Genomic DNA, 23065 nt, shown 5'->3' on the forward strand with positions numbered 1-23065 from the left:
TCGTGGTGCTTAGCATGTTGTTTAGATTGGTTAGCGCCGTTCTTGTTGTTCCCCTTAACAACTTGACGTAACTTTTGTGCTTGATCAGGCGTTACAGATGACATATGGCTTTTAATATCCATCCCTTGATCCTTGGCCACCTTTACAAGGCTTTTGCTTGGCATCTTGAGTTCTTTGGCTAATTCATAAATTCGTTCTTTGGCCATGTACTCACGCTCCTTAATTCATCGTTAGTAGTTCCTCAAACTTTCTTGCAAATCCAGATTGCGTTACACAAATAACAGTTCTCGACTGTCCAATTGCTTGACTTAGTTGCTTTTTAGTAAAAAGCGTACAGAGTGGAACCTTGTAGAAGGTACATTTATCCGTAAACTTCTTTAATGTTGCTGAACCAGCATCTTGAGCTAAGAAAACAAACTGGGCTTTTCCTGTTTGAATTAATTTTAAGACACCGCCCTCACCACTTTGAATTTGTTTGGCGCGGCGTGCTAATCCGAGTAAGTTCAAAACGGATTGTTGATTATTTTTCATTATTACCAAATAACGCTTGTCGTGCTTGAAGATGATCCGTGTATTGAATTAATTCATCATAGAATGAATCATCCAACTTAACATGAAAGGCTTTTTCGAAAGTTTTTTCTTCCTTTGCCCGCTTAGCAATCTCTACATCTACCGCAATGTATGCACCCCGACCAGACTTTTTTCCGGTTGGATCAAGCGTAACTTCGCCTTCCTTATTCTTAACTACTCGGATCAATTGTCGCTTCGGCATCATTTCGCCAGTAACAATATCTTTACGCATCGGTATTTTTCTCTTTTTCATTTATTTCACCCCGCTGCTTTAATCTTCTGAAGCGTCAGTTTCTTTTTCAAGTGTATCAGTATTATTTTCCATCTCAGAAGCCGGCTTAATATCGATCTTGTACTTTGTTAATTGAGCAGCCAACCGTGCATTTTGGCCTCGCTTACCAATCGCAAGTGAGAGTTGGCTATCAGGAACTACAACCGTGCATGAACGCTCTTCAGTTGTTGCAACTGGTTCCTCTTCTTCAGTATTTTCCGTCTCAGTTGCGGCATCGGTGTTCTCCGTTACAGAAGCATCAGTTGAATCTTCTTCTGATTGTCCTTCAGTAACTGAAGCTTCCGGTTCGTTAAAAATAACGTCCAGAACTTCTGCAGGGTTGAGAGCATTAGCAATAAATTGAGCCGGGTCCTTAACATATTCAACAATATCCATGTTCTCGCCATCAAGCTCATTCACAATTGCTTGAACACGTGAACCACGAGGACCGACACAAGTACCAACGGGATCAACGTTTGGATCATTGGAATAAACAGCTACCTTAGCACGATCTCCAGCTTCACGGGCAATATTCTCGATTAAAACTGTCCCGTCCTTGATTTCAGGAACTTCCCGTTCAAATAGCCGTTTTAATAATTCTGGAGCTGTCCGACTGACAAAGATTTGTGGACCATGACGATCATCATTTACTTTTGAAACGTAAACTTGGATCCGGTCGTGAATATGGTAGTGTTCATTAGGCATCTTATCCCGGTAACCCATGGCACCTTCAACACCATCACCAAGGTCAACCCACGTAAAACGTTTATCCTCACGAGAAACTTCACCAGTAATAATTTCATTCTCGTAGTTCTTGTACTTATTATAGATGATCTTCCGTTCTTCTTCGCGTAACCGTTGCATTACAACTTGCTTTGCCGTTTGCGCTGCAATTCGGCCGAAATCACGTGGCGTAACTTCTTCACGAATCTCATCACCAACATCGTATCCTTGACCATGTGGCAACTTCCGCGCATCGGCAAGGCTCATATACTCGTTGTCATCTTCCTCAACCAAGTCTTCGTTATCGGTAATCGTCTTAACAGCATAAACCTTGATATTACCAGTAACCCCGTCAAAGTCAACTTCAACGTTCTTTTCACCGTAATTTTGCTTATATGCGAGTTCCAAAGCCTGTTCCAAGGCTTCAATAACAATTTCCTTCTTGATTCCCTTTTCTTTCTCTAAGTAATCAAGAGCGGCGATCATTTCAGTATTTGTTTTTGCTTTGCTCACCTTTTAACACTCCCTTTAAATCTTACTAAAGTCGATTGCTAATCGTGCTTGCGCGATCATTTTACGTTCAATTTTAATTCGACGCTGACGAGTCTTATCCATGTATTCCAATGTTAGTTCGTCAGGCGTAAGTTCAACCAATGTTCCCTCATATGCCTTTTTTCCTTCTATCTGCTGGTAAAGGGAAACGTGAATGTAATCATTGATTGCCCGCTCATAATCAGCTTCCTTCTTCAATGGACGTTCGGCACCAGGAGAAGATACCTCAAGGAAATATGCCTGAGGAATCGGATCAGGTTCGGTATTATCAAGCGCCTCACTCAATTCATCACTAATATCAGCACAGTCTTCTAGGGTAACTCCCCCATCCTTATCAACATAAACTCGTAAGTACCAGTTTTTACCTTCCTTAACGAATTCAAGATCGTAAAGGTAGCAATCATATTTGGCTAAAATCGGTTTAGCTAATCCGGTTACTATTTCAACGACATTGCTCAACTGCGTCACCTCCATTATTTGCAATAAAAAGAGCGAGCATCTCTGCTCACTCCAACGAGTTATTTACCATAATTAATTGTAGCATGAACTCACTCAACTAGCAAGCGACTATCCCTAGAACAGACTTAATTGGTTTTCATCCGGCAATCCATCTAAGACATGATTCTGAGTCATAAAATCTATAATTGTCTGTGAAACCTTTCCCCGCTCAGCTAGATCCTGCTTTGAGAGGAATTTCTTTTCTTCCCGAGCAGCAACAATCTGCTTAGCAACGTTTAGTCCCAAACCAGGAACCGCACGGAATGGAGCAATTAATGAATTACCATCAATTAACCAGTTGCTTGCGTCAGATCGCTCAAGATCAACCATTTTGAACTTAAAGCCCCGCTCTAACATTTCATTAGCTAATTCAAGGATCGTCAACAAACTCTTGTCCTTAGCACTTGCATCATTTCCTTGAGAATTAATCTCTTTCATCCGTGTCTTAACAGCATCTTTACCGTGTGACATTGCAACTACGTCAAAGTCATCAGCACGGACAGAGAAGAAGGCACAGTAATAAACAAGCGGGAAGTAAACCTTAAAGTACGCAATCCGTAACGCCATCAAAACATAGGCGACCGCGTGGGCTCGTGGGAACATATATTTAATCTTCAAGCACGAGTCCATATACCATTGTGGAACGTTCGCCTCACGCATTTTCTCTTGCCAATCGTCAGGAATTCCTCGGCCGTGACGAACCGATTCCATTACCTGGAATGAAGTTTCAGAGTCAAGACCATAGTGAATTAAATCGGTCATAATGTTATCCCGACATCCAATCACATTGGCAATTGTTGCGACTCCCTGCTTAATTAACTCTTGAGCGTTGTCCAACCACACGCCCGTTCCATGAGAAAGTCCAGAGATTTGCAGGAGTTGCGAATAGTTCTTCGGGTGAGTATCTTCAAGCATTCCCCGAACAAAACGAGTTCCAAATTCTGGTAAGCCAAGAGTTCCCGTTTTACTTTGGATCTGCTCTTCACTCACCCCCAACGCCTCGGGACTAGAGAACAGGCTCATTACTCCCGGATCGTTCATCGGAATAGTTTGTGGATCAACCCCAGATAAATCCTGTAAGGCACGAATCATCGTTGGATCATCATGTCCCAAAATATCCATCTTTAAAATATTATCGTGGATAGAGTGGAAATCAAAGTGAGTTGTTTCCCAAGCTGCATCTTGATCATCAGCCGGATATTGAACTGGTGTAAAGTCATAAATCTCCATATCATCAGGAACAATAATAATTCCAGCCGGGTGCTGCCCTGTTGTTCGTTTAACACCAGTAGCACCATGAGAAAGCCGATCCTCTTCTGGTCCCCGAAACTGCTTATCCGTATCACGTTCATAAGCCTTAACGTAACCATAGGCAGTCTTATCGGCAACAGTACCAATCGTCCCAGCACGAAAGACATTCTTTTCACCGAACAATACTTTCATGTAGTTATGAGCAATCGGTTGATAGTCTCCAGAGAAGTTCAAATCAATATCTGGAACCTTATTTCCCTTAAACCCTAAGAACGTTTGGAACGGAATATCATGTCCATCCTTAACTAATAGTGTTCCACACTTAGGACACTTCTTTTCTGGAAGGTCAAATCCTGAACTATATTCACCCTTAGTATAGAAGTGAGAATAATGACATTTAGGGCATCGGTAGTGTGGTGGCAATGGATTAACCTCTGTAATTCCAGAGAGTGTAGCAACCACACTTGAACCAACAGATCCCCGAGAACCTACCAAATAACCATCCTTATTTGACTTTGCTACTAGCCGTTGAGCAATCAAATAAATTACCGAGAACCCATTTTTAACAATACTATTTAACTCAAGCTCAACCCGGTCTTGAACAATCTTTGGTAACGGATCACCATACCATTTCTTAGCAGTATCCCAAGTACGATCTTGAATTTCTTGTTCTTCGCCCTTCATATGGGGAGTATAGAGCTTATCTTTAACTGGGCAAATACCGTCATCAATCATATCCGCAACCTGATGGGTATTTGTGACAACGATTTGGTGTGCTTTATCAGCCCCAAGAAAACTAAATTCATTGAGCATCTCATCGGTTGTCCTAAAGTGAACGTCCGGTCGTCTGGTTCGGTTAAGCGGGTTCGCACCACCTTGAGAATTAATGAGGATCTTACGATAAATAGCATCGTGAGCATCCAAATAGTGGACATCTCCCGTTGCAACAACTGGTTTCTCTAGGTTTTCACCTAGTTTAACCATGTTCTTCAAAATATCTTCTAAGTGGGCGTCATCAGCAATGACCTTCTGATCCAACAGTGGCTGATAATTAGGCTTCGGCTGAACTTCAATAAAGTCATAGTATTTAGCCTTTCTCTCGGCTTCAGCAAATCCCTTTTCCATCATTGCGGTAAATACTTCACCTGAAGAGCAGGCAGTGCCAAAAAGGAGCCCCTGGCGATACTTGGTCAGAATACTACGCGGAATTCGTGGTACCCGTGCAAAATACTCGACATTAGATAGCGAAACCAACTTGTAAAGGTTTTTCAATCCTTCTTGAGTCTGGGCAAGAATTGTAACATGAAATGGCCGTGCATGGCGGTAAGCATCGTTATCTGCCATATGCTTGTTCAAATCATTGATTCGTTTAATTCCATACCGCTTTTCTGCATCCTTCAAAAAGATATGCAGCAGCTTCCCTGTTGCTTCGGCATCGTAATTTGCCCGGTGGTGGTGCTCAAGAGCAACCTTGAATTTTTTACTTAAGGTATTTAAACGATATCCACGCATATGAGGATAGAGGAATCGTGCTAACGGCAAAGTATCAATAACGGGAGCCGTGATCTCTTCCATATTATGACGACGATAACCGGTATTCATGAATCCCATATCAAAGGAAACGTTGTGACCAGCAATAATACACCCTTCACAGAAGTCCTTAAACATCCTGAAGACTTCTTCCTCGCTTTTTGAACCTTGAACCATCTCATCAGTAATCGATGTTAGGTTAGTTGTCTGTTCAGAAAGGGGGAAACCAGGATCAATAAATTCATCGAACCGCTCCAAGACTTCACCATCTTTCATCTTCGAAGCGGAAAGTTCAATCACCTTATCATAAATTGCTGAAAGTCCCGTCGTTTCAACGTCGAAGATAACATATGTCTGACCATCTAGCGGTGTATCATTTTCGTTATACACTAACGGGATCCCATCATCAACCACGTTTGCTTCCACACCGTAGAGCATTTTGATCCCTGTTTTTTTAGCTGCCTTGAATGCTTCTGGAAATGCTTGAACGTCCGCATGATCAGTAATTGCAATTGCAGGCTGTCCCCACGAATGAGCACGGTTAGCTAATTCGGTAATTGAATTAGTAGCATCCATTTGACTCATTTCTGAATGGGCATGTAATTCAATTCGCTTATCATCAGCTGGCGCCTTATCCTGACGCTCTTCATGCTTAATTTCATTAATGTCAAAAGCATTAATAACTAAATCATGCATCCATGTATCTTCTTGCACCGGGCCACGAACTTTAAGCCACATTCCCTCTTTGATATTTGCAAATTGGGCTTCATCAGCTTCATTACGGGAGAACTTCTTTACCGCAAACGAAGAAGTATAGTCAGTAATTTCAAATGTCAATAATTGCCGACCTGAGCGTAGTTCCCGTACTTCAGTGCTAAAGACATACCCTTCAACAACAACTGAGCGCTCTTCCTCAGCAATATCTTTCATCTGCTTAACTTCTTGGGAATCATTAATTACCCGACCAAGTTGAACAGGTCCATCGGCAGGTGCCACGTTGCTTTGCTGCTTTTTCTTTTTAGCAACATTATTCTTTTTAATCTGTTCCATCGCCTTAGCAGCAAGTGCAGCATCATCCGCTTCATGCTTAGCCTTTAATTCCTTAATCCGGGCTTCCGAAGCGGATTCATCAACGAACGGGTGAATCCGAAATTTAGGAAAACCAAGGTCAACATAATCCTCTTCAATCTTTCCTAAAACATTTTTAGTAAGGAAGTCCTTCATCATCTCATTTTCAATAACAAGAGTTACTCGACCATCCCTAACTTCAGGTGATGTCTGTGTACAAACTTGCTGGGTCATCGGTGAATCGGGAGCCGTTTGACGGACTACATATTCCCAGTAATCACCAATTAGCTTGAGATCAAGATCGGTCATCGGACTACTAATTTTCACCCGCGTATTAGCAATATCCCGAAAGCCCATTGTTAACGCGTTTGAAAATTCACTAAAAAGGTTAAACGGTAACGGCTGTCGGAGCATTAAATGAAATTCCCATAGACGCGAATCCTTATGAACTACGACAGATTGAACCTTTGCATCATGAAAGGCAGGGTTATCTTTTTCGGGAAAGTGAATTTGTTCAAGTAGCTTTTGAAATAATTCTTGTCGTGATAAACTCACTTTTTATCCTCCTACAATAAAAAAGTGGCGCGTTGATAAATCAAATTCTACCATCGTCACCACCAATTAATGATTAGACTAATTATTTAGCTTCAGTATCGTCTTGTCCACTAAGTTGCTTGAGCAAAATAGCAACAGTATTAACGACTTCTTCAGTCTTAACTTCAACTGTTTCACCGGTTTTCCGGATCTTAATTTCAACAATACCATCTGAAGCCTTTTTACCAACAGTAACCCGAATTGGAATTCCAATTAAGTCAGAATCGGCAAACTTAACACCAGCACGTTCTTTACGGTCATCTACTAAGACATCATAACCAGCCTTTTCAAGGGCTACTGTAAGTTCATTTGCCATTTCCATTTGATCTGCTTTCTTGGCATTTACAGGAATTACATGAACATCAAATGGTGCAATACTATCAGGCCAAACTAGTCCGTTATCATCAGCAGTTTGTTCAGCAACTGCAGAAAGCAACCGGCTAACACCAATCCCGTAGCTTCCCATAATAACATCAACTAGTCGACCGTTATTATCGAGCACTTGTGCACCAAGTTTCTTTGAATAATGGGTTCCTAACTTGAAGATATGACCAATTTCAATTCCTGGTGTGAACTTGATTGGGTGACCATCAGGAGCAATTTCGCCTTCCTTAACGTTACGGAAATCACCAAATTGATCAACACGGAAGTCACGGTCAATATTGGCATTAATATAGTGGTGACCATCGTCATTAGCCCCACAAGCCATGTTAACCATTACCTTAACGTAATTATCAGCATAGATTTTAACATCTTCACCAACACCAACTGGACCAAGTGAACCCGGATGTGCTCCCAGATATTTCACAGCATCTTCTTCGTCAGCTAACTCTAATTCTTCACAGCCTAGTTCATCCTTCAACTTGGCCTCGTTAACTTCATCATTGCCGCGCATCAAAACAAGAACTGGTTGTGTTTCCTCTTCACTCATTTTGGCCATGTAGAACATTGCCTTAATGATCTGATTTGAGTCTATTCCAAGGCTTTCCGCAGCCTCGTCGACACTGTGAGCCCCTGGAGTTGGCTTCTTTTCAAGTTTTTCAGGTTCAGCGGTTTGTTGAACACCGGTAAACTTACTAGTAGCCTTTTCCAAGTTAGCAGCGTAATTCCCGTCAGTATAAGCAATGATATCCTCACCAACCTCTGCTGGTGCAGAAAATTCTTGTGAGTTCTTACCACCCATTGTTCCTGAATCAGCCAAGATCACCTTGTAGTCTAAGCCAATCCGGTCAAAAATATTACGGTATGCTCTTGCTTGAAGATCATAGGCTTGGTCTAAGCCAGCTTGATCAGCAGAGAATGAATAACCATCAAGCATTTCAAATTCCTTACCACGAAGGATCCCATAACGAGGACGATCTTCATCACGGAACTTATCTTGTAGTTGGTAAACAACTAATGGCAGCTTCTTGTATGACTTAATACTGTCACGAATAACTTCAGTGAACGTTTCTTCATGAGTTGGTCCCATGATAAAGTCACGATCACGACGATCTTTTAACTTAAATAAGTTATCGCCATAGCTTTCATACCGACCAGATTCTTTCCACAAGTCCGCAGGCAGGAGTGCTGGCATCATCATTTCAACAGCACCAGCCTTCTCCATTTCTTGACGAATAATATTTTCAACCTTTCGAATTACCCGGTAGGCCATTGGCAAATAAGCCCAAACACCAGCGGACACTTGATAAATGTAACCAGCCCGGATCATCATCTTATGACTAAGTGCTTCCGCATCACTTGGTGCTTCCTTTTTTGTTGGAATTAAAATCTTTGATTGTTGCATTAAAATACTCCTTTTCCCTTATCGAATGAAATAACGCTGAATGTCATTCCACGTAACCAAAATCATTAATACTAGCAGCAAGAAGAAACCAATCATTGTCACAATCCCCTCGGCCTTTTCCGGAATTGGGCGACGAATAATCGCCTCAATGATATTTAACAATAGTTTTCCGCCATCTAACGCTGGAATTGGCAATAAGTTAACAATTCCAAGGTTAATTGAAAGCAGTGCTAAGAAATTCAAAACACCCGTAAAGCCAAGCGACGTTGCTTGAGATGTTCCTGCATAAATAGCAACTGGTCCACCAAAATCATTTAATGAAAAGCCGTGGGTAAACATGTGGCCGAGGACACTAAAGATTAGTGTACCTGCTTGAACAAACCGTTGCCAACCAAAATTAAGCCGTGCTGAGAAACTTTTATCCGTTTCTTCAAGAATCCCAATCTGACCAACTTTCTGATCTGACTGTTTAACTGTTTTTGGAACCATTGTGGTGGTGTGCTGTTTCCCCTGGTGTTCATAAGTTACGGTAATCTTTTTCCCTGGATGGATAGAGATGGCAGTTGATAAATCTGTCCAATCTTTAATTTTAGTATTGTTGACTTGCTTAATCCGATCACCGCTTACGAGGCCTGCTTGAGCAGCAACTGAATTAGCATTAACATGCCCGATCTTATTGCTATTCACCGGAACTCCCCCGCTTAAGAGGAAGCCAAGAATAATAAAGACAACAAGAGACAAAATAAAGTTATTCATTGGGCCAGCAAAATTAGTCATCATTCGTGCTGGCAAACTAGCAGAATTAAATTGGACATCCTTAGGTGCGATTTGAACGACGGTGCCATCGTGCTCAGTAATTAAAGCATCATGAGCAACATTATAAACCTTCAAGTCGTTCTCATCACCGTTGACGTATCCCTTAATCCATAAATCGTTAACCAGATCAGAATCAACAATTTGAAGCGGGATTCCTTGGAACAATGTTGTTTTTTGACTTGCATTGATATTAGTGACCTGATCCTGATCATTAAGCTGAATAGTTACCGGAGTCCCTGGACGTAACTCATCTTCGTCCTCATCATCAGCGCCAGCAAGACGAACATAACCCCCTAATGGCAAAATCCGAATCGTATACGTCGTACCACCGGATTGTTTCCACCAAATCTTGGGACCCATTCCAATTGAAAATTCACGGACTAGGATCCCCGCTCGTTTTGCAAAATAGTAGTGACCAAATTCATGGACTAAAACCAGTATTCCGAAAACGATTATAAAGGTGATGATTGTTATTATCACAAAATCCCCTCTTCTTTCAGACCTAAATAATACCTAAGAGGTGCATCATTGGCATAACGATTAACATACTATCAAACCGGTCAAGGATCCCGCCATGTCCCGGTAAAATTTTCCCAGAATCTTTTACTCCATAGAACCGTTTAAGTGATGATTCAATCAAATCACCAAACTGGCCCATAATTGACAGAATTAACGTTAGGCAAACCATTGGAATGAAAGATCCGCCAACCGGAATAAAGTATAAGTAAATAGCAATCAGAATTGTGGCAGAAACGGTTCCACCAATCGATCCTTCCCAGGTCTTGTTTGGACTAATCTTAGGTGCTAATTTATTTTTCCCGATTTTTCTTCCGATTAAGTAGGCTCCACTATCAGTAATCCAAACAATTAACATCCCGTATAATAAGGTTTGAAAGTTGACTGCTCGTGCTTCAACAAAGTAACGAAAATCTAATCCAATGTAAAGCATTGCTAAAGTTAACACACCAGCATCATCAAAAGTAAACCGTTGCTTTCTAATAACCGTATGTAATAGTAACAAAATTACCAAGAAATAGAATGCAAACCACCGTGTTGCAACACTTGGTAAAAAGTCTAACCAACTATCAGGCAGGATTAATAGTGCAACTCCAAGGTAAGAAACGATTGCCTCAAATGAAATGAGAAACATCCGCTTCATTGCTAAGATCTCACTCATAGCAACGATCCCAAGTGCAATTGCGGCGATTGTTAATGGCCAGTGACCATAAACTATTAACGGAATGAAGATTGCTAAACCAACAACAGCTGTTATTATCCGTGTTTTCAATATTATTCTCCCCAAACTTAGTTATTTTTTAAGCCACCATAACGACGGTGACGTCCCTGAAATTTAACAATAGCATCTTCTAATGAATGCCGGTCAAAATCAGGCCAGTAAACATCAGTAAATTCTAACTCACTATAAGCGATTTGCCAGAGCATAAAATTACTAATCCGTTCCTCACCACTTGTTCTGATAAGAAGGTCAGGATCTGCTAACTCACCTAAGTCAGCTGTCATCATATTTTGAGACAGTAACTGTTCGTCAATTTGATCAATACTAATCTCTTTAGCAGCTACTTTCTTTGCAATTTGTTGAGTTGCCCGAATGATTTCGTCACGACTGCCATAGTTTAAGGCAAAATTCAGAATCATTCCATTACACTCAGCTGTGTCAGCAATTGCATCATTAACTGCTTTTTGAGTTCCTTGGGGCAATTTAGTAATGTCACCCATCACCATCACCCGAACATTATGCTTAACTAAATCTGGAACAAAAGTTGAAAAGAACTTGATTGGTAGTTGCATCAAATAATTTACCTCACTCGAAGGCCGTTTCCAATTCTCAGTAGAAAAAGCATAGAGTGATAGAACTTTTACCCCTAATTCACTAGCAGCGATCGTCACTTTCTTTACGGTCTGCATTCCCTGTTTATGACCTGCAACACGTGGTAAGTGGCGCTTTTGAGCCCAACGACCGTTTCCATCCATAATAATCGCAATATGGTTGGGAATTCGGTTTGGATCTAACTTCGCATTACTAGTCGAGGATCCTTCTTTTTTGCCAAACAAAATAGTTCCTCCAGACAAATTTTATGTTTAAAGTAAAAACTACTTATCAATTATAAATGTATTGAGGAGAAATGCCAACCCCAACCAAAAAAAGAGCGGGAATGAACTAGCTTCCTAGTTCGTTTCCCTACTCTTAGTTAGTAATTAAGACTAAACCTAGCCCATTAATTCTTTTTCCTTATCGGCAGCGATATTTTCAAGGTTCTTGATCCCGTTGTCGGTCTCGGTTTGAACCTTCTTTTCAAGATCATGAAATTCATCATCATTGAAATCGCCGTCTTTGTTACCCTTCTTCAGGTCATCCATCGCTTCACGACGAACATTTCGAACAGCAACCTTAGCTTTTTCAAGTTCAGCCTTAACATCCTTGACAAGCTCTTTTCGCCGTTCTTCAGTTAATTGCGGGATTAGAATCCGAATTGCTGAACCGTCATTTTGTGGTGTTAAGCCAAGATTAGCAGCATAGATTGCCTTTTCAATATTGTCTAATGAGCTTTCGTCATATGGAGTAACAAGTAATTGACGTGCCTCAGGAATTGTAATTGATGCCACCTGGTTAAGCGGTGTTGGAGCACCGTAGTAATCTACTTTAACTCCATTAAGCAGGCTCGCATTTGCTCGTCCTGCACGAATATCAGCTAAAGTCCGGCGTAATGCATCTCCGGACTTTGCCATTTTGTCCTTCGCTTCATCTAAGATTTGTTTACCTGTAGCCATAGGTTAATCCCCCTCAATCGTGGTTCCAACTTCTTGTCCCTTAACAACCTTCATAATATTTCCGGGAGTGTTTAGGTTAAATACAACTAATGGAATATGGTTATCCATAGAAAGTGAACTTGCGGTGGTATCCATAACATGAAGATTCTTTTCAATCAGATCCATGTGGGTCAGATGGTCGAACTTAACCGCGTTAGCATCCTTATTTGGATCAGCGTTGTAAACACCATCAACACCGTTCTTTCCCATTAAGATAGCATCAGCATTAATTTCAGCTGCCCGCAATGCAGCGGTAGTATCAGTTGAGAAGTATGGGCTTCCCGTACCACCAGCAAAAATCACAATCCGATCCTTTTCAAGGTGACGAATAGCCTTCCGTCGAATATATGGTTCTGCAATTTGACGCATTTCGATAGAGGTTTGTACCCGTGTTGGAACATCAAGTGATTCCAGAGCATCTTGAAGAGATAGTGCGTTCATAATGGTTGCTAACATTCCAATGTAGTCAGCCTGGGCACGTTCCATACCAAGTTCTGCCCCGGTAACACCACGCCACATGTTTCCGCCACCAACGACGATAGCAATTTGGACACCTAATTCATGAACTTCCTTTAATTCCTTGGCAACATCCTTAAGCACTGGTGGGTTAATACCGAACCCTTTTTCACCGGCGAGGGCTTCCCCACTGAGCTTTAAAATGACACGATTGTATTTAATGTCTGACATAAACCTGCCTCCTAATGGTAATGTTTTCAAAAAAAGGCGCACTTCAAAGAGTACGCCCTTTTTAGCCGAACGTTGTTTAGTTCATTTGATCCTTAACTTCTTGAGCAAAGTCATCTTGCTTCTTTTCGATTCCTTCACCGACTTCGTAACGAATAAATGACTTCAACTTACCATCGTTAGCAGAAACAAATTCTGCAACAGTTTGGTCTGGGTTCTTAACAAAGTCTTGGTCGGCCAAGCAAATTTGTGAAAGGAACTTGTTTAAACGACCTTCAACGATCTTGTCAACAATCTTAGCAGGCTTACCTTCGTTTAAGGTTTCTTCCTTGAAGACTTCACGTTCGTGATCGAGACGATCTTGAGATACATCATCACGAGTCATGAATTCAGGGTTGATAGCAGCAACGTGCATAGCAACATCCTTAGCTGCATCTTCATTTCCACCTTCAAGAACAACAAGAGCAGCAATTTGGCCACCTTGGTGAAGGTATGCACCAAAACTGTCGTTATCGTTCTTTTCAACAACTGCAAAACGACGAAGACTAATCTTTTCACCGGTCTTTTGAGTAGTGCTGATCAAGTCATCATTTAAAGTACCGTTTTCGGTCTTCATGGCAAGCGCTTCTTCCACGTTTGCAGGCTTGTTTTCGCTGATTAACTTAGTAACCTTCTTTAGTAAGTCCTTGAATGGGTCACTTGCAGCAACAAAGTCAGTTTCTGAGTTTAATTCAACGATAGCAGCGGTATTACCACTAACAGCAATGTCAGCTAACCCTTCGGCAGCAACACGGTCACTCTTCTTAGCGGCCTTGGCAATACCCTTTTCACGTAAGTAGTCCATTGCCTTATCCATGTCACCATCACTAGCAACTAATGCCTTCTTGGCATCCATGATACCGGCACCAGATTTCTTACGTAATTCCATAACTTGAGCAGCTTTAATTTCAGCCATGATTAGATCTCTCCTTCGTTTAACTTTTTAATAAAAAAAGGCTATTTGGTACTCAGGCCACAATGGTCCGTACGCAAACAGCCCAAGTATTTAATACTTAATTATCGTTTAATTACTTGCCTTCAACGCTGTCCTTAAGGTTCTTTAATGAATCTTCAGAAACTTCTTCGTGTTCTTCTTCGGCAGCATCGTTAGCATCAGCTTGCTTGTTGTCATCTTGACCTTGCTTACCTTCGATAACAGCATCAGCCATCTTTGAAGTGATAAGACGAACGGCACGAATAGCATCATCGTTTGATGGAATTACGTAGTCGATGTCATCAGGGTCGGTGTTGGTATCAACCATAGCAACGATTGGAATGTGAAGCTTTTGGGCTTCCTTAACAGCAATTTGTTCCTTGTGTGGGTCCACGATGAACATTACATCAGGGATCTTTGGCATGTCTTCAATACCGCCTAAGAACCGTTCAAGCTTTTCACGTTGCTTAGTTAAAACAGCAACTTCCTTCTTTGGAAGAACATCAAAAGTGCCGTCTTCAGACATCTTCTTCAATTCCTTCAAACGAGCAATCCGTGATTGGATAGTCTTCCAGTTGGTCAAGGTACCACCTAACCAACGGTGGTTAACGTAGTATTGACCTGCACGAGTAGCTTCTTCTTCAATTGAATCTTGAGCTTGCTTCTTAGTACCAACAAAAAGAACAACACCGCCATCAGCAGCAACATCCTTCATGTAGTTGTAAGCAGTATCGATCAACTTAACAGTCTTTTGTAAGTCAATGATGTAGATACCGTTACGTTCAGTAAAGATGTATTCTTCCATCTTTGGGTTCCAACGGCGAGTTTGGTGACCGAAGTGAACACCTGCTTCAAGCAATTGTTTCATAGTAACAACAGACATAAAATATGTACCTCCAAAATGTTTTTTCCTCCCCAATAATCATCTGGCAGCCAAACTAAATTAGCACATTGGCCACCATCCTATTGGGTGTGAAATTGGCGTTTAACACCGAAATATAGTATACAAAAAAGCATCTCATCTGACAAGCATTTATCCTTAACTTAATGAATTAATTTAAATCTTAATTCCTCTTACATGGAGGTAGTGTTCCTTTTGTCGTCTGCTTTGGTGCTTAAAATGGTATTCAGCACTTAACGCCTTATGTTTTGTTGGGTATTCGCACCAATACATCAATCGAAGCGGGTGCCGTGATTTTACACGGGTATATTTAGCGCCCTTATAAGATTGATGAGTATTGAACCGCTTCTGTACGTTAGTGGTAAAGCCGCAATAAAGACTTTCATCAGCACAGTGAAGAACATATATATAATAATGTTTACTTTTTGTCTCCATATAGTAATTGTTGCACCTCAGCCCCATATTCGCCATTGGCTTGGTTAACTACTAATGGTGGAACAATCCGAATTCCACCAGTTCCACCATCTTTAATTACTTCAATTAAGACGATATTAGCTTCCCGATCTGGCTTTGGGTGAATAAAGCGAATTCGCTTGGGTGCAAGTCGGTGGCTAGTTAATTCAGTCAAAATTTCTGCTAAGCGATCTGGCCTATGAACCAGGTATCCCCGACCATTCATTTTCAATAAGCCGCTCATCTTTTCAACAACCATTGTTAAGTTAGTTGTGATTTCGTGACGCGCAATCGCTAAAGCTCGATTAGGATTCTTTTTGCTGTGTTCGTTGTTAGGAAAATATGGCGGGTTGCACAAGACGATATCCGCAGAATCCTTGGGAATTTTATTGTAAACATCTTTAATGTCCATATTTAAGACATCATAGCGTTCCTCAAGATGGTTCAGCTTAATTGTTCGTTCTGCCATATTAGCAATTGGTTTCTGCAACTCGACCTCTGTAAAATGGCCACCAAGTTTATTATGAAGAAAAAGGCCAATAGCACCGTTACCAGCACAAAGATCAACAATTTTTGCCTGGCGCTTCTTATTAGGACGAACAAAGTCAGCCAACAAGACCGCGTCAAGAGAAAAAGCAAAGCAATGGGGATTCTGGATAATTTGAACATCCTGACTATATAGTTGGTCAATTCGTTCGTCTGTCTTTAATAAATTCTCATCGTCCATTTATTATTCACCTCTTTTAGACTTGCAAGGAATTACTTTTTTAGTCATAATAATGCCAGTTATTATACAGATTAGATTGGATGATTTTATGCTATATTCATTTCTTATTGCCATTGTTCAACCATTCTTAAACCTAATCAATGGCAAAGCAAAAATTTATAATAAAGAAAATATACCTGACGGCAATTATATCATTGTTGCTCCCCATCGGACATGGATGGATCCGGTTTTAATTGCTCTTGCGATCTACCCCCAAAAATTTAGCTTTATGGCAAAGAAAGAGTTATTTAAGAACCCAATTGCTGCCTACTTCTTAAAAAAGTTGAATGCTTTCCCGGTTGACCGCAAGCATCCCGGTCCTTCAGCAATAAAAAAACCAGTGCAAATTCTGCGAAAGACTGACCTATCAACAATTATTTTTCCATCTGGATCCCGCTATTCTAGTAAATTAAAGGGTGGGGCAACATTAATTGCCAAATTAGCAAACGTTCCGCTAGTTCCTGCGGTGTATCAAGGGCCACTCAAATTTAGCGAATTATTCAAACGGCATCCCCGTCACATTGCCTTTGGAAAGCCCATTTATATTGACCGTAAGAACAAACTTGACGAGGAAAGCCAAGCTAAGTTAGAGAGTGAAATGCAACAGGCATTTGATGAACTAGACCATCAAATCAATCCTAACTATAAGTACATCATGCCGCCTAAACCTAAAGATGATGATTTCTAAAAATAAAAAAGAAACCGAAAATTTCCGGTTTCTTTTTTATTTTATAAGGTTACTTGTTTGCTTTTTTGGATTGTGCCTTCATGGTTTGCATCATTTGATGTAACTTTCGACTAGATGGCTTTTGGCCCATTTGTAACATCATCGTCCGCAACATTTCTTCACTAATAGGTGGATTATTGCGGAGGTAGTTTTCCATGTAACGACGAGCACCAAAGAAACCGCCAACTAATCCGATTAGCAAGGCGAGGATTACCAATGAAATTGTTAATGCCACAACTACTTTCCTCCTTTTTTAGTTACTGTTCAATAGTACACGAAAGTAGCCAAATTGAAAAGGGCTAAACAAGGTTAATCATCACGCAGTCCCTTTTTCCGTTGGATTTCACGGACTTTTTCTGGGGTAACTTCTTTTCCATTATCATCAAAAATCCGCATCATTTCGATATTACTCCGCATTGCTTCACGGAAGTTCTTAAGGTATTCTTTCCGCAGCTTTTCCCGTTCCTTAGTTTCCGCTTCCGTCAGCCCTTCTTTTTTATTTTTATGGGCAAGCTCGTTAATTCGCTTTAATAATTTTTCTTGGTCTGTAGATTCAGCCATAACTATCTCCTCACATTCCAATTATCTTAATTTAATTATTACTTTGATCTTAGCTAAATTACCCGCCATTTTCAAGATATGTACTATCTTACCTTTTCCGCGAACGTACGTTTGAAAATAAACGTTTACTATGATATTCTAAGATTAATATTAATATAGCCAAATGAGGTGTCAAAATGGCAAAAGCAGCAAGTCAAAAACAAATTGCGGTATTAAGCTGCATTTACAAGCACGTTAAAGATCATGGATACCCACCGACAGTTCGTGAAATCTGTGGAACTGTTGGCCTATCCTCCACATCCACCGTCCACTCTCACTTAACTAATTTAATCAAGGAAGGTTACTTGCAAAAGGATCCTTCAAAGCCGCGGGCACTTGAAATTACTAAGCAGGGACTCGATCTTCTGGGAATTGAACCAGAACAAAAAGAAATCCCGATGGTCGGTGTTGTTACTGCGGGACAGCCAATTTTAGCAGTAGAAGATACCACAGATTACTTTCCGCTACCGCCTACAATTAAGGATGCGTCCGGACTATTTATGTTAAAGATCCACGGCACCAGTATGATTAAAGCTGGAATCCTTGATGGTGATGATGTTATTGTTCGTAAGCAATCAACTGCTAAAGACGGTGAAATTGTAATTGCAATGACAAGCGACAACGAAGCTACTTGCAAGCGATTCTATAAGGAACCCGAAAACAAACGTTACCGTCTTCAACCTGAAAATGATACAATGCCACCTATTTACCTGGATAACGTTACTATCCTTGGTAAAGTTATTGGTCTCTACCGTGATCACATTTTTTAAATCAAAGTCATCAATTTTTACTTAAGCGTAACAGGAATTCTTCAAAGAGCTTCTGTTACGCTTTTTTCTGCATAACCAAACGGGCACTACAATAAAAGCACCTGTAAAGCCCTGCTAACTAGACCGACTTTCCCAGGTGTTCTCATTCCACTAATTTACTTTATAAATTCGTTGATGATCTTTCTGCCCCTGAAGAACAAACGGCGCAGGATCTGACTGCAAATTTAGTTCAACATCATCTTGATTCATCCCCAGCTGCGAATTGAACTGTTTTTCATATTCAGCAATGGAAACTTGATGACGCTTTTCTAAATCATCCTGAACGGCACTTAAGTATTTTTCAAAATGAGGTTGGAGAACACCGCTGTAAAATTCACCTTCAGCACCGGAGCCATAGCTAAATAGCCCAATCCGGTCACCAGCAGCAACCTGGCCATTTTGCAAGAGTGACATTAAGCCAAGATAGAGCGATCCGGTATAGAGGTTTCCCACCTCACGACAGTACTTTTGACTAGCGCTCAACTGCTCCCTCATTCTATCAGCAACTGGAGATTGGTCATCCTTAAGGAGTGCTTCCAGTGCCTTCTTCCCCATTTTAGTAAATGGTAAATGGAAGGTTAAGGCAGCAAAATCATCTAGTTGTCGTCCAGTCATTTGTTGGTAGCGTTCCCAGCACTGAAGAAAAAAGTCAACGTAAACATTAGTCGAGTATTTGCCATCCACATGTGCTTCAGTAGCGTAAAGTGGCCGCCAAAAGTCCATAACATCCTTTGTATATGAAACCGTAGTATCCTCAAGAGCCAAAATGTGGGGATCAGCAGAAATCAACATTGCAACTGCCCCAGCTCCTTGGGTAACCTCACCAGGCGTTTTTAGCCCATAACGAGCAATATCAGCTGCAATTACTAAGACTGTCGACTGAGGATTCATTGCGACTAATCCCTTCGCAAACTGAATCCCTGCAGTTGCTGAATAACAGGCTTCCTTTAGCTCAACTGCACGGATAAAATCATCCAGTCCCAAAAGATGTTTGATATAAATAGCACTTGCCTTGGAATTATCAATCCCTGATTCAGTAGCAACGATCACGGTGGAAAGATGTTTTTTGTCATCTTTAGATAAAAGCTTCTTGGCAGCCGTTGCTCCCAAAGTCACAATATCTTGGGTTGGCGGAACAACTGCCTGCCGATCCTGACCAATTCCAATTGTATACTTGTCTGGTTCATCCCCGCGCTTACGAGCTAGTTCCCGTAAATCAATATACTCATCAGTAGTTGCAAATGCCATCTTATCAATTCCAATTTTCATTACTCTTCCCCCATTTTATCCATTGTCTCGTTTAAAAGGTGATCAACAATTATGTTTCCTTCATTATCGGCATGCCCCTTCGTCCACTGAAACTTTAATTGCCTAAACCGTGGTAGCAACTGCTTAACCTCTTGCCACAGTTCCTGATTAGCCACTGGTGAACCACTACTAGTCTGCCAGCCACGACGAGCCCAGCCATTAAGCCACCCTTTCATGATCGGGTCAAGAACATAGTGCGAATCTAAAACGGCGATGATCCGTTCACCCTGCTTATTATTTTTCAATAAAATTTGCAAAGCGTTTCTCAATGCCATTAATTCCATCCGATTATTTGTCGCACCAAACTCGCCACCAGTCTTGGTAAATTGCTGACCACCTTTACTAATCAGCAACGCCCAAGCTGCCTTATCGGTCTGCTTAACGTGTTGCCCCGGCTTATTGCCATGATTACGTGAACCACCATCTGTATACAGGTAAATAATGTCTGGATCGTTCAGCCCGCCAGCATGATCTTTTGTTTGTCTTTTATCATCTCCAGCAAGCCACTCTTTAGCCAATGACTCATTGGAAAAGCTTTTATACACCGCACCCGGATAACCATTAATTTCTTGCTGACATTCTGGCCAGGTAAGATAAATTCCTGGGTGGCGTCCTTTTCTAACTGCGTATATTTTACTCATATTTAACCTCAAAAAAGTAATACATTAATTATAACGAATTTAGTCGTAATGTGGAAAATGAAAAATCCCAGCATCATAAAATAATGCCAGGAAATTTCAAATCACGCATGCCATAAATGGATCCCAACCCGCTTAAGGTCGCCCAAATCGAGATCATTCTTAATCATATAAACTGAGTCAAGATCAATAAAGCGAACATTAGCGTGAGCGTTAGCAAAGGCTGCCGCAGCGGCAATACTTTCAGGAGCCTCAATCATACTACCAACCATGCACGGAATCCCTGCACTTTCACACAACTGGTTAATCTTAGTTGCTTCGTAGATTCCCCCACACTTCATTAACTTAATGTTAACATAATCTGCTGCTCCAGCTTTAATTACCCGTAAGGCATCCGCTGGTGTAAATACACTTTCATCCAGCATTAACGGGATGGTTGATTGCTGACGAAGCAAGGCTAAATCACGTAACTGGTTTGCTGGAAGCGGCTGCTCAATAAAATCAAGGTTTAGATTTGCGTCAGCCAGCATTTTGAAAGCTCGCAAGGCTTGCTTATAACTCCATCCTTGATTAACATCAAGACGTAATGCAACGTCCGATCCGACAGCTTGAGCGATTTGCTTAACACTCTCCACATCCTCATCAATGGAATGATCGCCAAGTTTAATCTTTAGCGCAGTAAACCCACGTTGAACCGTCTTTTTTGCCTGTTCTACCATTTCAGCTGGCTTACCGATGCTGATAGTATAGTCGGTCGCCATTGATTGCTTACTTCCGCCAAGCAAATGGTTAAGTGAAACATGGTAGATTTGAGTTAACAGATCATAAATTGCAATATCAACCGCAGCTTTTGCTGGTCCATTTGCTACCACAGCAGTATGTAGTCGTTTCATCAAGGGTTCAACATTAGCCAAGGAAGAGCCAATTAGTCGCGGTGCAATCACCTCTTCAATAATTATCTTAAGGGTGTCAATATTATCACCCGTAACCACTTCATTCGGAGTTGCGGCACCGATACCAATCATACCGTTTTTCAAGGTTACCTTCACTCGGATTGCGTTAACCGTATGAAGGTGAGTGATAAATGGCTGCTCCAGAGGTACCTTGACCACTTCAGTTGTTATTCTGGAAATCGTTAATTCATCTTTCATTAAAAGCACCTCGCACCTTTATCAATTCTAAGTAACCAAGGAGTATATTATGCATAAAAACCCGTTCATTATTTTATTAATCTTATCTTTTAGTCTAATCCTAAACATTGGCAATGCAAATGCTAAGCAACAACCTTTAAGAAATATCAACCACCAGCTTGCTGAAGACCTTGGGGACCATCAAAGTTATGCCGACAGCGATCCAGGAAATTATGATTATGCAAAATATATTCAGAGAATTTATTATCTTGATCGCAAAACAATTATCATTCAGTTCAAGCCAGGTTTTCAAAAAATGACCAAAAGCGATAAGACAAGCATCAGTAATCAAGCCTTCGCTCTTACCAGATCGGTTCAGTCAAATGATTGTAATCATCCAGAAACGATCAAAGTTAAATGCAATAAGAAAGTAATTGGCCTTAAAAAGGCTACCCAAAAGAATTATCAATGGAAATAAACCGGTTAAATATAATTCACTTGCATCACCCAGAACAATTACTGCTAAAATTAACCTAAGAAGGTGAAAGTGTTGAATGAAAATCAACAAAAATTAATCAAGCTAAATAACGGGATTGAAATGCCGCAAATTGGTTTTGGGGTTTGGAAAATTCCGTTTAATCAAACCGCCAAGGTTGTTACTGACGCAATTAAAAATCATTATCGGTTAATTGATACTGCTAAACAATATGGAAATGAAGAACAGGTTGGTCAAGGAATTAAAGACTCAGGAATTGAGCGAAAGCAGCTTTTCCTTACTACCAAGATTTTTAATGGGGATCAAGGAGACTTTGATAAGCTTCGGAATGCCTTTAATGAGCAATTAAAGAAGCTTGGAACCGACCACGTTGATCTCCTGCTTCTTCACTGGCCCGTGTTTAATAAATATATTGAAAGCTGGCGAGCACTAGAGGCTATTTATAACGATGGTCAAGCACGGGCAATTGGTGTTTGCAACTTTGACGTTGACCACCTCCAAAATTTAATGGAGCATGCTAATATCATGCCAATGGTCAACCAGATTGAGTTCAACCCACGAATTCATCAACCGGATACCGTTGCTTTCTGTCAGGATAATCACATTCAATTAGAGGCCTGGTCACCACTAGGCAATGGTCAACTACTAAATAGTCCAGTGATTGGTAGGATCGCTAAAGAGCATGGGAAGTCACCAGCACAAGTGATCCTTCGCTGGGAGCTTCAGCAAGGCTTCATTGTTCTTCCTAAATCAATTCATGAAGAACGGATGCGAGAAAATCGTGATGTCTATGATTTTGAATTAGACGCGGATGAAATGGAAGCAATTGCAATGCTCAATAAAGAAAAGCACTCAATCTGGTATGACAAATATAAGTGGTCTGGAAATCCAAATGGCCGTGATGATTACATTGCTAAGCCGGGCGAATTTTAGCAATTTGAATAATTAAAAGCAGACAAGGAATCGAATTGTGAAGTGCAAGACAAAAGTTAGACAAAATTGAAATATTAAGCTGCTAAGGTATGATTTCGGTACTCAACCGGAGTCATACCTTTTGTTTTTAAGGTCGTTCTGACGTTGTTAAAGTACTGA

25 protein-coding genes and 1 pseudogene are annotated in these 23065 nt (G+C 40.9%); 4 read left to right on the top strand and 22 right to left on the bottom strand.

Translation table 11 applies throughout. The features are described from left to right. Window positions 1-40: 40 nt before the first annotated feature. From HUK49_RS11635 to HUK49_RS04000, 16 genes and pseudogenes are all read right to left on the bottom strand, one after another. Window positions 41-206: pseudogene (locus HUK49_RS11635) on the bottom strand (translation initiation factor IF-2 N-terminal domain-containing protein); the annotation flags it as partial. 13 nt (window positions 207-219) lie between these two features. Beyond that, window positions 220-531, bottom strand: a complete 312-nt coding sequence (locus HUK49_RS03930; protein ID WP_102168714.1) for a L7Ae/L30e/S12e/Gadd45 family ribosomal protein — start codon at window positions 529-531, stop codon at window positions 220-222. Next, complete coding sequence (gene rnpM / locus HUK49_RS03935; RefSeq protein ID WP_102168715.1) at window positions 521-823, bottom strand: RNase P modulator RnpM; 303 nt, start codon at window positions 821-823, stop codon at window positions 521-523. The genes HUK49_RS03930 and rnpM overlap by 11 nt, the downstream gene beginning before the upstream one ends. Window positions 824-841: 18 nt before the next feature. After that, a complete protein-coding gene (gene nusA / locus HUK49_RS03940; RefSeq protein ID WP_191912735.1) occupies window positions 842-2077 on the bottom strand; it encodes a transcription termination factor NusA in 1236 nt (411 codons plus the stop codon). Window positions 2078-2092: 15 nt separating this feature from the next. After that, window positions 2093-2575, bottom strand: a complete 483-nt coding sequence (gene rimP / locus HUK49_RS03945; protein ID WP_102168717.1) for a ribosome maturation factor RimP — start codon at window positions 2573-2575, stop codon at window positions 2093-2095. A 114-nt stretch (window positions 2576-2689) separates the two neighbouring features. Further along, window positions 2690-7018, bottom strand: a complete 4329-nt coding sequence (locus HUK49_RS03950; RefSeq protein ID WP_191912736.1) for a PolC-type DNA polymerase III — start codon at window positions 7016-7018, stop codon at window positions 2690-2692. Window positions 7019-7100: 82 nt separating this feature from the next. Further along, entirely contained in the window at window positions 7101-8843 is a 1743-nt protein-coding gene (locus HUK49_RS03955; RefSeq protein WP_191912737.1) for a proline--tRNA ligase, read from the bottom strand. An 18-nt stretch (window positions 8844-8861) separates the two neighbouring features. Next, window positions 8862-10139 carry an RIP metalloprotease RseP gene (rseP, locus tag HUK49_RS03960; RefSeq protein WP_191912738.1) on the bottom strand — a complete coding sequence of 426 codons (1278 nt, stop codon included), beginning with the start codon at window positions 10137-10139 and terminating at the stop codon, window positions 8862-8864. Between the two features lie 22 nt (window positions 10140-10161). Beyond that, the gene (locus tag HUK49_RS03965; RefSeq protein ID WP_191912739.1) at window positions 10162-10947 is read right to left on the bottom strand and encodes a phosphatidate cytidylyltransferase; all 786 of its coding nucleotides are present in this window, start codon (window positions 10945-10947) and stop codon (window positions 10162-10164) included. Window positions 10948-10964: 17 nt separating this feature from the next. Beyond that, a complete protein-coding gene (locus tag HUK49_RS03970) occupies window positions 10965-11732 on the bottom strand; it encodes an isoprenyl transferase (protein WP_191912740.1) in 768 nt (255 codons plus the stop codon). Window positions 11733-11888: 156 nt separating this feature from the next. Further along, entirely contained in the window at window positions 11889-12449 is a 561-nt protein-coding gene (frr, locus tag HUK49_RS03975) for a ribosome recycling factor (RefSeq protein WP_098044631.1), read from the bottom strand. A 3-nt stretch (window positions 12450-12452) separates the two neighbouring features. Further along, window positions 12453-13175 carry a UMP kinase gene (gene pyrH, locus HUK49_RS03980; protein ID WP_003716922.1) on the bottom strand — a complete coding sequence of 241 codons (723 nt, stop codon included), beginning with the start codon at window positions 13173-13175 and terminating at the stop codon, window positions 12453-12455. A gap of 76 nt (window positions 13176-13251) precedes the next feature. After that, on the bottom strand, window positions 13252-14127 hold the full coding sequence (gene tsf, locus HUK49_RS03985; RefSeq protein WP_124031402.1) for a translation elongation factor Ts: 876 nt from the start codon (window positions 14125-14127) through the stop codon (window positions 13252-13254). Between the two features lie 112 nt (window positions 14128-14239). Further along, the gene (rpsB, locus tag HUK49_RS03990) at window positions 14240-15028 is read right to left on the bottom strand and encodes a 30S ribosomal protein S2 (RefSeq protein WP_003716920.1); all 789 of its coding nucleotides are present in this window, start codon (window positions 15026-15028) and stop codon (window positions 14240-14242) included. Between the two features lie 174 nt (window positions 15029-15202). Then, window positions 15203-15481, bottom strand: a complete 279-nt coding sequence (locus HUK49_RS03995) for a GIY-YIG nuclease family protein (protein ID WP_191912741.1) — start codon at window positions 15479-15481, stop codon at window positions 15203-15205. Then, a complete protein-coding gene (locus HUK49_RS04000) occupies window positions 15465-16226 on the bottom strand; it encodes a tRNA1(Val) (adenine(37)-N6)-methyltransferase (protein ID WP_191912742.1) in 762 nt (253 codons plus the stop codon). The genes HUK49_RS03995 and HUK49_RS04000 overlap by 17 nt, the downstream gene beginning before the upstream one ends. 88 nt (window positions 16227-16314) lie before the next feature. On the opposite strand from HUK49_RS04000, the gene HUK49_RS04005 reads away from it, so the two are divergent. Then, a complete protein-coding gene (locus HUK49_RS04005; RefSeq protein WP_191912743.1) occupies window positions 16315-16953 on the top strand; it encodes a lysophospholipid acyltransferase family protein in 639 nt (212 codons plus the stop codon). A 49-nt stretch (window positions 16954-17002) separates the two neighbouring features. On the opposite strand, the gene HUK49_RS04010 is transcribed toward HUK49_RS04005, so the two are convergent. Together HUK49_RS04010 and HUK49_RS04015 are read right to left on the bottom strand one after the other, a co-directional pair. Next, a complete protein-coding gene (locus HUK49_RS04010; RefSeq protein ID WP_191912744.1) occupies window positions 17003-17227 on the bottom strand; it encodes a YneF family protein in 225 nt (74 codons plus the stop codon). A 74-nt stretch (window positions 17228-17301) separates the two neighbouring features. Next, entirely contained in the window at window positions 17302-17553 is a 252-nt protein-coding gene (locus HUK49_RS04015) for a DUF896 domain-containing protein (protein WP_124031398.1), read from the bottom strand. 176 nt (window positions 17554-17729) lie between these two features. On the opposite strand from HUK49_RS04015, the gene lexA reads away from it, so the two are divergent. Continuing rightward, window positions 17730-18362, top strand: a complete 633-nt coding sequence (gene lexA, locus HUK49_RS04020) for a transcriptional repressor LexA (protein WP_124031397.1) — start codon at window positions 17730-17732, stop codon at window positions 18360-18362. Window positions 18363-18512: 150 nt separating this feature from the next. Here the strand turns inward: lexA and HUK49_RS04025 are convergent, their stop codons facing one another. The 3 genes from HUK49_RS04025 to HUK49_RS04035 form a co-directional block, all read right to left on the bottom strand. Continuing rightward, window positions 18513-19670 (bottom strand): hydroxymethylglutaryl-CoA synthase, encoded by a 1158-nt coding sequence (locus HUK49_RS04025; protein WP_191912745.1) that lies wholly within the window; start codon window positions 19668-19670, stop codon window positions 18513-18515. Further along, a complete protein-coding gene (locus HUK49_RS04030) occupies window positions 19670-20350 on the bottom strand; it encodes a ribonuclease H family protein (protein WP_191912746.1) in 681 nt (226 codons plus the stop codon). Before HUK49_RS04030 ends, HUK49_RS04025 begins: the two co-directional genes overlap by 1 nt. Window positions 20351-20451: 101 nt before the next feature. Then, on the bottom strand, window positions 20452-21498 hold the full coding sequence (locus HUK49_RS04035) for a dipeptide epimerase (protein WP_191912747.1): 1047 nt from the start codon (window positions 21496-21498) through the stop codon (window positions 20452-20454). 49 nt (window positions 21499-21547) lie between these two features. On the opposite strand from HUK49_RS04035, the gene HUK49_RS04040 reads away from it, so the two are divergent. Together HUK49_RS04040 and HUK49_RS04045 are read left to right on the top strand one after the other, a co-directional pair. Beyond that, window positions 21548-21955 carry a hypothetical protein gene (locus HUK49_RS04040; RefSeq protein WP_191912748.1) on the top strand — a complete coding sequence of 136 codons (408 nt, stop codon included), beginning with the start codon at window positions 21548-21550 and terminating at the stop codon, window positions 21953-21955. A 120-nt stretch (window positions 21956-22075) separates the two neighbouring features. Then, window positions 22076-22906, top strand: coding sequence for an aldo/keto reductase (locus tag HUK49_RS04045; protein WP_191912753.1), 831 nt, complete (start codon window positions 22076-22078; stop codon window positions 22904-22906). A gap of 74 nt (window positions 22907-22980) precedes the next feature. On the opposite strand, the gene HUK49_RS11640 is transcribed toward HUK49_RS04045, so the two are convergent. Next, window positions 22981-23065 (bottom strand): IS3 family transposase (locus HUK49_RS11640; protein WP_191912754.1); only part of this gene is annotated, 85 nt, incomplete at its 5' end.

The organism is Limosilactobacillus portuensis, assembly GCF_014838735.1.
Lineage (GTDB): Bacteria > Bacillota > Bacilli > Lactobacillales > Lactobacillaceae > Limosilactobacillus > Limosilactobacillus portuensis.

What these genes read in the sequence shown, in the direction of transcription:
- HUK49_RS03930 (WP_102168714.1), bottom strand. Translation starts at nt 531, where the DNA reads ATGAAAAATAATCAACAATCCGTTTTGAACTTACTCGGATTAGCACGC.
- rnpM (WP_102168715.1), bottom strand. Translation starts at nt 823, where the DNA reads ATGAAAAAGAGAAAAATACCGATGCGTAAAGATATTGTTACTGGCGAA.
- HUK49_RS03955 (WP_191912737.1), bottom strand. Translation starts at nt 8,843, where the DNA reads ATGCAACAATCAAAGATTTTAATTCCAACAAAAAAGGAAGCACCAAGT.
- frr (WP_098044631.1), bottom strand. Translation starts at nt 12,449, where the DNA reads ATGGCTACAGGTAAACAAATCTTAGATGAAGCGAAGGACAAAATGGCA.
- pyrH (WP_003716922.1), bottom strand. Translation starts at nt 13,175, where the DNA reads ATGTCAGACATTAAATACAATCGTGTCATTTTAAAGCTCAGTGGGGAA.
- tsf (WP_124031402.1), bottom strand. Translation starts at nt 14,127, where the DNA reads ATGGCTGAAATTAAAGCTGCTCAAGTTATGGAATTACGTAAGAAATCT.
- rpsB (WP_003716920.1), bottom strand. Translation starts at nt 15,028, where the DNA reads ATGTCTGTTGTTACTATGAAACAATTGCTTGAAGCAGGTGTTCACTTC.
- HUK49_RS03995 (WP_191912741.1), bottom strand. Translation starts at nt 15,481, where the DNA reads ATGGAGACAAAAAGTAAACATTATTATATATATGTTCTTCACTGTGCT.
- HUK49_RS04000 (WP_191912742.1), bottom strand. Translation starts at nt 16,226, where the DNA reads ATGGACGATGAGAATTTATTAAAGACAGACGAACGAATTGACCAACTA.
- HUK49_RS04005 (WP_191912743.1), top strand. Translation starts at nt 16,315, where the DNA reads ATGCTATATTCATTTCTTATTGCCATTGTTCAACCATTCTTAAACCTA.
- HUK49_RS04015 (WP_124031398.1), bottom strand. Translation starts at nt 17,553, where the DNA reads ATGGCTGAATCTACAGACCAAGAAAAATTATTAAAGCGAATTAACGAG.
- lexA (WP_124031397.1), top strand. Translation starts at nt 17,730, where the DNA reads ATGGCAAAAGCAGCAAGTCAAAAACAAATTGCGGTATTAAGCTGCATT.
- HUK49_RS04025 (WP_191912745.1), bottom strand. Translation starts at nt 19,670, where the DNA reads ATGAAAATTGGAATTGATAAGATGGCATTTGCAACTACTGATGAGTAT.
- HUK49_RS04030 (WP_191912746.1), bottom strand. Translation starts at nt 20,350, where the DNA reads ATGAGTAAAATATACGCAGTTAGAAAAGGACGCCACCCAGGAATTTAT.
- HUK49_RS04035 (WP_191912747.1), bottom strand. Translation starts at nt 21,498, where the DNA reads ATGAAAGATGAATTAACGATTTCCAGAATAACAACTGAAGTGGTCAAG.
- HUK49_RS04040 (WP_191912748.1), top strand. Translation starts at nt 21,548, where the DNA reads ATGCATAAAAACCCGTTCATTATTTTATTAATCTTATCTTTTAGTCTA.
- HUK49_RS04045 (WP_191912753.1), top strand. Translation starts at nt 22,076, where the DNA reads ATGCCGCAAATTGGTTTTGGGGTTTGGAAAATTCCGTTTAATCAAACC.